The 9,401-nt window shown below is 30.7% G+C and carries 10 protein-coding genes; 7 read left to right on the top strand and 3 right to left on the bottom strand.

The genetic code is table 11. The features are described from left to right. From AB1Z17_RS09505 to AB1Z17_RS09495, 3 genes are all read left to right on the top strand, one after another. Positions 1 to 1,134, top strand: a 1,134-nt coding sequence (locus AB1Z17_RS09505) for an NAD(P)/FAD-dependent oxidoreductase (RefSeq protein WP_368051567.1), incomplete at its 5' end; no start/stop codon positions are given. A gap of 31 nt (positions 1,135 to 1,165) precedes the next feature. Then, the gene (locus AB1Z17_RS09500; protein WP_368051566.1) at positions 1,166 to 1,477 is read left to right on the top strand and encodes a TusE/DsrC/DsvC family sulfur relay protein; all 312 of its coding nucleotides are present in this window, start codon (positions 1,166 to 1,168) and stop codon (positions 1,475 to 1,477) included. A 29-nt stretch (positions 1,478 to 1,506) separates the two neighbouring features. Then, positions 1,507 to 2,007, top strand: coding sequence for a DsrE/DsrF/DrsH-like family protein (locus AB1Z17_RS09495; protein ID WP_134247808.1), 501 nt, complete (start codon positions 1,507 to 1,509; stop codon positions 2,005 to 2,007). A gap of 67 nt (positions 2,008 to 2,074) precedes the next feature. Here the strand turns inward: AB1Z17_RS09495 and AB1Z17_RS09490 are convergent, their stop codons facing one another. Next, positions 2,075 to 3,481: a trypsin-like peptidase domain-containing protein gene (locus AB1Z17_RS09490; protein ID WP_368051565.1), complete on the bottom strand. Its 1,407-nt coding sequence runs from the start codon at positions 3,479 to 3,481 to the stop codon at positions 2,075 to 2,077. A 164-nt stretch (positions 3,482 to 3,645) separates the two neighbouring features. Between AB1Z17_RS09490 and dapF the strand changes: the two genes are divergently transcribed. The 4 genes from dapF to AB1Z17_RS09470 all read left to right on the top strand — a co-directional run bounded on the left by dapF (position 3,646) and on the right by AB1Z17_RS09470 (position 6,809). Further along, positions 3,646 to 4,425: a diaminopimelate epimerase gene (gene dapF, locus AB1Z17_RS09485; protein WP_368051564.1), complete on the top strand. Its 780-nt coding sequence runs from the start codon at positions 3,646 to 3,648 to the stop codon at positions 4,423 to 4,425. Then, entirely contained in the window at positions 4,425 to 4,946 is a 522-nt protein-coding gene (locus AB1Z17_RS09480) for a GNAT family N-acetyltransferase (protein WP_368051563.1), read from the top strand. The genes dapF and AB1Z17_RS09480 overlap by 1 nt, the downstream gene beginning before the upstream one ends. 1 nt (position 4,947) lies before the next feature. Continuing rightward, positions 4,948 to 5,982 (top strand): endolytic transglycosylase MltG, encoded by a 1,035-nt coding sequence (gene mltG / locus AB1Z17_RS09475; RefSeq protein WP_368051562.1) that lies wholly within the window; start codon positions 4,948 to 4,950, stop codon positions 5,980 to 5,982. A 203-nt stretch (positions 5,983 to 6,185) separates the two neighbouring features. Beyond that, entirely contained in the window at positions 6,186 to 6,809 is a 624-nt protein-coding gene (locus AB1Z17_RS09470; RefSeq protein WP_368051561.1) for a peptidoglycan-binding protein LysM, read from the top strand. 54 nt (positions 6,810 to 6,863) lie between these two features. Here the strand turns inward: AB1Z17_RS09470 and AB1Z17_RS09465 are convergent, their stop codons facing one another. Beyond that, positions 6,864 to 7,817 (bottom strand): glycosyltransferase family 2 protein, encoded by a 954-nt coding sequence (locus tag AB1Z17_RS09465; protein ID WP_368051560.1) that lies wholly within the window; start codon positions 7,815 to 7,817, stop codon positions 6,864 to 6,866. A gap of 111 nt (positions 7,818 to 7,928) precedes the next feature. Then, positions 7,929 to 9,401 (bottom strand): acyl-CoA dehydrogenase family protein (locus tag AB1Z17_RS09460; RefSeq protein ID WP_368051559.1); only part of this gene is annotated, 1,473 nt, incomplete at its 5' end.

Raw genomic sequence — 9,401 nt, 5'->3', positions numbered from 1 at the left:
CATTATTACCAACCTGGTTTTTTATTCTTACCTTTTGATATTTATACTGAGAAACAAGTAAAAAAAGTTGGAAAAAAATTTATTCCGAGTGATGTAAACTATATTCAAAAAAGAATTGAACAAATTTTTCCTGAAGAAAACAAAGTTCAGTTAGAAGATGAAACTTTAAATTACGATGTGCTCATAATTGCTACAGGTTCAAAAATTGCACCTGAAGAAACTCCTGGGTTAATAGGTCCTTTATGGAAAAAAGATATTTTTGATTTTTACACTTTTGAAGGTTCTCTAGCTTTAAGAAATAAACTTAGAAATTGGGAAGGTGGCAAATTGGTGGTACATATAACAGAAATGCCAATTAAATGTCCAGTTGCTCCTTTAGAATTTGCATTTTTAGCAGATGATTATTTCCGTAAAAAAGGTATGAGAGATAAAGTTGAAATATCTTATGTTACACCACTTTCGGGAGCATTTACAAAGCCAACATGTACTACTGCCTTAAATTATCTTTTATCTGAAAAAGGAATTAAAATTGAGACTGATTTTGCCATAGAAAGTATCGACAACGACACAAAAGAACTAGTAGATTATGAAGATCGAAAAATCCCTTTTGATTTATTAGTAACAATCCCAACAAATATGGGTGATGAAGTAATTGAAAAATCTGGTTTAGGAGATGATTTAAATTTTATACCTACAGACCATAACACATTACAATCATTAGCACATGAAAATATTTTTGTAATAGGAGATGCTACAAATGTTCCTGCATCTAAAGCTGGATCTGTAGCACATTTCCAAGCAGAGACATTAACAGATAATATTCTTTTATATATTGATGGTTATCCATTAAAAAAAGAATTTGATGGGCACGCAAATTGCTTTATTGAAACAGGAAATAACAAAGCGTTACTTATTGATTTTAATTATGTAACAGAACCAGTGCACGGAAAATTCCCTTTCGCAAAAATAGGACCACTTAATTTGCTTAAAGAGAGTGTTTTAAATCATTGGGGGAAATTAGCTTTCCGATGGATTTATTGGAATATGCTTTTAAAAGGAATTTCAATTCCATTTGTATCAAGAAACATGAGTTTTAAAGGAAAAGTTTTTGATATTAAACCAGAAACAAAATAAACTATTAAATTAACACTAAAAAATAATAATTATGCCAGTAAAAACAATAGCAGGAAAAGAAGTAAACGTTTCGGAAGACGGATACTTAGAAGATATGAATCAATGGAATGAAGATATAGCAAAAGAGATTGCAAGTGAAATTGGAATTGAATTAACTCCAAAACACTTTGAGGTTATCAACTATTTACGCGAAAAAACCGCTGCAAAAGAAGCGCTAACAATAAGAGGTGTTGGTAAATCAGGTGTTGTTGATATTAAAGGTTTATACAAATTATTTCCAAAAGGACCTTTAAAATTCTCTTCGAAAATTGCAGGAATTCCTAAACCAACTAGTTGTATTTAAACTAGTTTCATTTATAAAAAATAAAAATTATGAGTACAGAAAAAAAACCATTAGAAAAAGTTTGCTTAATATGTGCTAAAGGAAGTTTAGAAGATGTATATGCTAGTTTAGTTATGGCGAATGGAGCCGTAATGGAAGGCATAGAAACCAAAGTGTTTTTTACATTTTTTGGCTTAGACGGCATCACTAAAAAAGCAATGAACCATTTACATACAGCAACAACAGGTAATCCTGCAATGAGAATGCCAGGTGGACTTCCGTTTCCTACTATGTTAGGTGGATTACCAGGTGTGGAATCAGCCGTTTCAAGTATGATGCGTAAACAAATGGAAGCGTTAGATATGCCTCCAGTTGATGAGTTTTTAGAAATGATTACTGCTGGTGGTGGTGAAATTTATGCGTGTAAATTAGCAGTAGATATGTTTAAATTAAAAAAAGAAGACTTATCTGACGAAGTATCTGACATTATTACTATTGGTGAATTTTATGAAATGTGTGATGGAGACAGAACACAAATAATTTTCACATAAAAAGTCTTAATAAAAAAGCTGACTAAAAGGTTACCTTTTAGTCAGCTTAAAAATATTAACCAAACAATTATTTAAATATATAGCGTTCCGTCTCTCCATCTAAATTTAACATTTCAATTCTTAAAACTTCCCCTTTAGTTTTAGATGAAATCATTGCATTTACAGCATCAACAGAGTACATTTTTTCACCATTAATTGCAGTAATAATATAGCCGTTTTTCACACCATAATACTGCAATTCTTTATTTGTAATATTAGTAACTTTAACACCATTTTCAAGCTTTAATTTCTTTAATTCTGATGCATCTAAATTTTTTAGTTCTAAGCCTAAAGAACTCACTTCACTAATTTCATTTTTACTTAAAACTACCCTCGTTTTATTTTCTTCGCCATTTCTAACAAACGTTACATTTATAACGTCATTAGGTCTTTTAGTATTTAAAAAACCCGTTAAATCTGCATACGATGTAATTTTAACACCATCTAAATTAACAATAATATCGTCTTTTTGTAATCCTGCTTTAGCTGCACCAGAATTTTCAACTACACTAGAAATATAAAATCCTTCAGAAATATCTAAATCTAAATTTTCAGCAATTTTTCCATTTAACTCTCCACCACTTACACCTAAAATTGCTTTTTGCACATTTCCAAATTCCATTAAATCTTCAATAACTTTTTTAGCAATATTTGAAGGAACTGCAAATGAATACCCTATAAAAGAACCTGTTCTGGAGGAAATTGCTGTATTTATTCCAATAAGTTCTCCTCTTGTATTTACCAATGCTCCACCGCTATTTCCTGGATTCACCGCAGCATCTGTTTGTAAAAATGAATCCACACCACTATTTCCATCTAAATCTCTTCCTTTAGCACTTATAATTCCAGCGGTAACGGTAGATGTTAAATTGTATGGATTCCCAACAGCTAATACCCATTCGCCTACTTTAACGGCATCGGAATTTGCAAAAGTTATATAGGGTAAATCGTTTTCTTCAATTTTAAGTAGTGCAATGTCGTTTGTAGCATCCGTTCCAATCAGCTCAGCCTTAAATACTTTCTTATTGTTTAAAGTGACTTCTATATCTGTCGCACCCTTAACTACGTGATTGTTAGTGATTATATAACCATCGGAAGAAAAAACTACACCACTTCCCGTTCCAACCTGCGAATATTTTTTAGTACTATTTCCCTGACCGTAAAAAAACTCGGCAAACGGATCTCTCACAGTTTTGTAGGAAGTATTTTTTACATGTACTACGGCATTCAAAGTTTTTTCTGCCGCAACTGTAAAATCAGTATTTTCCATTGAAGTACCGAATGCATTTGTGTAATCGGTAGCAATCGTTACCGGACTTTCATCCACCGATTTTTCAATTACTATTTGTGGCTTTTCTATAAATAATTTATAAGCACCTAAAGTTAATGCACCTCCTAAAGCCGAAAACAAGACAATACTTATTATTTTTTTCATTTTTATAAAATTTAATTTATTAACACCCAAATTTAAAATTTTATTGCATCGCAAAAATAGCTTTAACGCTTCGTTAACGCTCATTTAACCATTTTTAACATTTTACAATTCAGCTTTCATTTTTAGGTACAAAAAACTACTTTGAATTTACTACATTTGCAACAATGAAATTACATTTTTACAAATACCAAGGTGCTGGAAACGATTTTATAATGGTTGATAATAGAGACCTTCTCTTTCCTAAAACTAACACACATTTAATTAACAAATTGTGCGATAGACGTTTCGGAATTGGAGCTGACGGACTTATTTTATTAGAGCCTTCAAAAAAGGAAGACTTTACAATGGTATATTTTAATGCCGATGGAAATGAAGGGAGCATGTGTGGAAATGGTGGCAGGTGCATAGTGGCTTTTGCAAAACAGTTAGGAATTATTACAGATGAAACTACTTTTAATGCTGTTGACGGATTGCATTATGCAACTATAGCAAATGAAATTGTAAGTCTTAAAATGATTGATATTAGTGAAATTAAGGTTACCGATAGTAACGTGTTTTTAAATACGGGTTCCCCTCATCATGTGCAATTTTCTAAAAATATTGCTGAAATTAATGTTAAAAAATTGGGTGCTAAAATAAGATATGGAGCGCCTTATTTTGAAACAGGAACAAATGTGAATTTTGCTGAAAAAATTACAGCTAATTCATTTAAAGTTAGAACCTACGAGCGTGGTGTTGAAGGTGAAACTTTAGCTTGCGGAACTGGAGTTACTGCGGTGGCAATTGCTGCTCATATAACAAATAAAACTGACGAAAATTCAATAAAAATTGAAGTCTTAGGTGGTGATTTAGAAGTTTCTTTTGAGAAAGTTAAGAACAAATACACAAACATTTTTTTAAAAGGGCCTGCAGAATTTGTTTTTGAAGGTAACATAGCTATATAATGGCAACTTTATTAGGAAAAAATATAAACTTACGCGCACTAGAACCTACTGATCTAGATTTTTTGTTTGCAACAGAAAACAATGAGCAATTTTGGGATATTAGCAGTACACAAATTCCTTTTTCGAAATTCATCTTACAACAATATATTGAAAATGCCCATCAAGATATTTATGAAGCTAAACAATATAGGTTTGTTATTTGCAATGCCGAAAATATTCCTGTTGGAATGATTGACCTATTCGATTTTAACCCGCAACATAAGCGCGTTGGAATTGGGTTATTAGTACTTCCTGAACACCAAAATAAAGGCTACGCTTCTGAAGCGTTGGAAATGGTGATAGATTACGCATTCAGTTATTTAGATGTACATCAAATTTATGCAAATATCACTTCAAATAATTTAAATAGTATAGCGTTATTTGAAAAAAACAACTTTAAACAAGTAGGAATCAAAAAGGATTGGCTGTACTCAAATTCAACCTATAAAGATGAAATTTTATACCAATTAATTAATAGTTAAAATGAATTTAAAAAAAGGTATTATACTAATTATTAGCTTATTATTTGTAATTGGAGGCTTTTTAGCCTTTAACTATTATACTAAAATATACAAAGCCAATACTATTAAAGAAGGTGATCTATTTATACCAACTTCAAGTAATTTTAGTGATGTTGAAAACTTAGTACGTCCATTTTTAAAAAGAGTAAAACCTTTTGTTTGGGTAGCCAATAAAAAAAATTATCCAAATAATATAAAATCAGGGAAATATAAAATTTCCAAAGGAATGAATAATAATGATTTGGTAAATCTTTTAAGAAGCGGAAAACAATCTCCAATAAAAGTTTCTTTTAACAACCAAGATACTTTTGAAAAATTGGCTGGTAGAATTTCACAACAAATAGAAGCCGATTCTATTGCACTACTCAACAGTTTTAACAACATATCTTTTATTGAAGCAAATGGCTTTTCTAAAAATACAGCACTTGGAATGTACATTCCAAATACCTATGAATTTTACTGGAATACATCTGCGGAATCATTTAGAAAAAAAATGTTGAATGAATATCATAGCTTCTGGAATAATTCCCGATTAGAGAAAGCTAAAAAATTAAATTTGAGTAAGAACGAGGTTATCACATTAGCATCAATCGTACAAAAAGAAACTTCATCTGTTGATGAACGACCAATGGTAGCAGGTTTGTATTTAAACAGATTAAGAGACAAATGGCCCTTACAAGCGGATCCAACAATAATATTTGTCTTAAAAAGAAACCTAGGTGAAGGCACTATTATAAAAAGAGTTTTAAAAAAGGACTTAGAAATAGATTCTCCCTACAATACTTATAAAAATAGAGGATTACCTCCAGGGCCTATTGCAATGCCCGATATAACTTCTATAGAAGCTATATTAAATCCAACAAATCATAACTACTATTATATGTGCGCCAGTGTAACCAATATTGGAACCCATGAATTTGCGAAAACGTTATCGCAACACAACAAAAACGCATTTAAGTATCAAGTTTGGTTAAATAAGCAAGGAGTTAACAGGTAGCCAACAAGCTATATTTCTTAGCCTCATTATATTTATTTCAATAGAAACACCATATACCTTTATTAAATTTAAAAATAAGAATAATTTATTTAGATTTGTTAATTATTTATTAAAAAAAATAATTTAACACAAATTGTTTGCGTACTTCAAAATAAGCCATATCTTTGCACCCCGAAATTTAATAGGATTAATACCTTTAAATTATGAGAAAAGTAATAGTATTTTTAAGTTTACTTGTTATTATTATTGTAGCGTCAGCTTTTACAGAAGAAGACAAAAATAACATTAAAGAATCTACAGCCTTTCAAACAGAAATTAGCTCTGTACCTACCCAACAAGAAACTCTTTTATCTTTAGAAGTAAACATTCCTTTTATTGGAACATCTTTTAATGGATTTAGAGAGGCCGTTGCTTTTAAAGAATCTCAAGGAAGATATCATGTAGTTAACACCTTAGGCTATTTAGGTAAGTACCAATTTGGGAGATCAACTTTGGAAAGATTCAATATTTACAATACACACAACTTTTTAAATACTCCAGAGTTACAGGAAGATGCATTTGTTGCGCTTTGCTCCTTAAATAAGTGGATTTTGAGAAAGGATATTAAAAGAAGTGTTGGAAAAAAAATTAATGGTATTGTAATTACAGAATCTGGAATTTTAGCAGCTGCACATTTATCTGGAGCAGGAAATGTAAAAAAGTACTTAAGAAGCCACGGTCAAAACACCTTTAAAGATGCCTATGGTTCTTCTATTCAACATTATATGAAACTTTTTTCTGGTTATGACACTTCATTTATCGAAGCAAACAGAAAACCAACTGTTTAAATAAGTCTTAACGTTTAGGTTCCTTCCTCTTTTTTAACCTAAAATAAATAGTATTTATTCTGTTTCAATTAATCCTTTTATAAATCCGAAACCATATCCGGTAAATTGTATTAAAGTTGTAATAATACTTACTAATGCAACTCCAATATTTTTATTTTTCAGTAAAGAATCTAAAAATATAATTATAAAATAAACTCCATAAAAGTATGCAAATACCTTAATATTAAAAATTAAAGCCAGTATTGAAACTATAAAACCTACTACAAATAATGTAGGAAACCAATAGGTGATTTTTACAGTTTCAGGATATTTTCTATTTAAAAAAGGTCTGCCTTTTCCAAATGCGAAAGTCTGTTTAAAAAACTGTTTAAAGGTTGCCCTGCGTTTATGAAATACAAATGCGTTTTCTATAAACTGAGTTTCAAAATTATGCTCCCACAATCTAAACGTTAAATCTATATCTTCACCAATCTTTAATTTACTAAAACCTTTTGTTGTTTCAAAAGCTATTTTTGAAATTCCTAAATTAAAACTTCTTGGCTGAAATTTATCAACAGATTTTTTACTTCCTCTAATTCCTCCAGTTGTAAAAAAGGAAGTCATACTATAATTTATAGCTTTTTGAATGTTTGTAAAAGATTCGTGCGCAGCATCAGCTCCACCAAAAGCATCTGTATAATTTTTAGTTAATGCTTTTTCAACTTCAACCAAATAATTTGGTGGAATAATACAATCTGAATCAAAAATAATAAAATAATTTCCTGAAGCTTTTTGCATTCCAAAATTCCTAGAAAGTCCAGCCCCTGTGTTTTCTTTAAAAAAATACTTTAAATTTAATATCTCTGAATAGTTTTTTACAATTTCTTCAGCTTTTAATTTTGAGCCATCTTCAACCACAATAACTTCAAATTTTTTTTGATAGGTTTGTGTTGTTAAACTTTGCAACAATTCATCAATTTCTTGAGGACGGTTATAAACAGGAACGATAATTGAAAATTGTAACTCCACTAATTATTTCTTTAAGAAATCCAAAATTACAGTTTTTATAAGAACAATAATGAAAAAACCTACTTTGAATTTAAACAAAGTAGGTTTTTATTTAATTTTTAAAATATAGGATTATTGCTTTAATGCTTCTAAATCTACATTTTTGTACATTTCTAAATTTTCAACGCTAAATCCAGTCATATAATCGAATCTCTCCTTGTTTTCAGATCTCACTAAATTCACATACAACCTTGCTGTTTTTATAAATTTTTCATCTTTTTGGCTATTTAATACCAACAAGTAACCCATAATTATATTCCCTGCCATTTCTACAAGTCTGGTTGAATGGAAATCAATCAATTCACTATTTTTCAGTTCCACAACAGTTTTAGTAATTGATTGGTATTCTTCTGCCATTTTATGAAGTTTTGTTCTAATTTCACAATTTTTATCTGAAACTTCAGCATCATATGCTTTAATTTGCTCAAAGAAAACACCCGTTGTAACACCTTTTATGGCAGCAACAGCCTGCAATTGAGATGTGCCTTCATAAATTGAAGTAATTCGGGCATCTCTATATATACGTTCTATTGGAAAATCTTTCATAAACCCAGTACCACCATGAATTTGCAAAGAATCATACGCAATTCTATTACAAGCTTCACTTGCCGTTAATTTAATAAGCGGTGTAAATACATTAGAAAGTTTCCCGTAATGTTTCATTTCCATACGTTCTTCTTTTTCCAACGTTCTATCTTTCATTACTTCTTCATAAGCTTTGAAAATATCCACAAAACGAGTAGTTTCATATAATAATGAACGTAGTGCATCTATACGGACTTTCATATTCGTCAACATTTCATATACTGCAGGAAAATTCACAATTACTTTTCCAAATTGTGCTCTTTCTTCTGCATATTTCAATGCCTCTCTGTACGCAGCATCTGCAATACCAACCGATTGAGCTCCAACACCTAAACGGGCTGAATTCATTAAAGACATCACATATTTAATCAACCCAAATCGCTCTTTCCCTACCAATTCAGCAGGAGCATCTTTAAATACCAATTCACAAGTTGGAGAACCTTTTATTCCTAATTTTTTTTCTAAATGACGTACTTCAACAGCATGGTCATTTCTATCGTAAATAAACATGGATAAACCACGAGCATCATTTGTTCCATCTTCTGAACGCGCCAATACCAATGAAATATCTGCATCACCATTGGTAATAAAACGTTTAACACCGTTTAAAATCCAAGTGTTTTTTTCTACATTAAAAACAGCCTTTAATTTTACAGCTTGTAAATCTGAACCTGCATCTGGCTCTGTTAAAACCATTGCTGCAGTAGCTCCATCTCTGTTAAATCGTGGTAAAAACTTATCTTTTTGTTCGTCTGAACCAAATTCATAAATAGTTTCAGCACAATCTTGTAGTCCCCAAATATTTGCAAAACCTGCATCTGCACGAGCTACCATTTCCGCAGCCATAACATAAGGTAATAATGGGAAATTTAAACCTCCATACCTTCTAGGTAAAGACATTCCAATCAAGCCAGCTTCATACAAAGCTTTATAATCTTCTGTTGTTCCCTTAGCATAAAT

It is taken from the genome of Lutibacter sp., assembly GCF_040883305.1.
In the GTDB taxonomy this organism is placed as follows: Bacteria; Bacteroidota; Bacteroidia; order Flavobacteriales; family Flavobacteriaceae; genus Lutibacter.
This window is presented reverse-complemented; position numbering and strand designations above follow the sequence as displayed.

Bases quoted from the DNA above. Each gene is read 5' to 3' on its own strand.
- dapF (WP_368051564.1), top strand. From the start codon at position 3,646: ATGAAATTACATTTTTACAAATACCAAGGTGCTGGAAACGATTTTATA.
- AB1Z17_RS09480 (WP_368051563.1), top strand. From the start codon at position 4,425: ATGGCAACTTTATTAGGAAAAAATATAAACTTACGCGCACTAGAACCT.
- AB1Z17_RS09500 (WP_368051566.1), top strand. From the start codon at position 1,166: ATGCCAGTAAAAACAATAGCAGGAAAAGAAGTAAACGTTTCGGAAGAC.
- AB1Z17_RS09470 (WP_368051561.1), top strand. From the start codon at position 6,186: ATGAGAAAAGTAATAGTATTTTTAAGTTTACTTGTTATTATTATTGTA.
- AB1Z17_RS09495 (WP_134247808.1), top strand. From the start codon at position 1,507: ATGAGTACAGAAAAAAAACCATTAGAAAAAGTTTGCTTAATATGTGCT.
- AB1Z17_RS09490 (WP_368051565.1), bottom strand. From the start codon at position 3,481: ATGAAAAAAATAATAAGTATTGTCTTGTTTTCGGCTTTAGGAGGTGCA.
- mltG (WP_368051562.1), top strand. From the start codon at position 4,948: ATGAATTTAAAAAAAGGTATTATACTAATTATTAGCTTATTATTTGTA.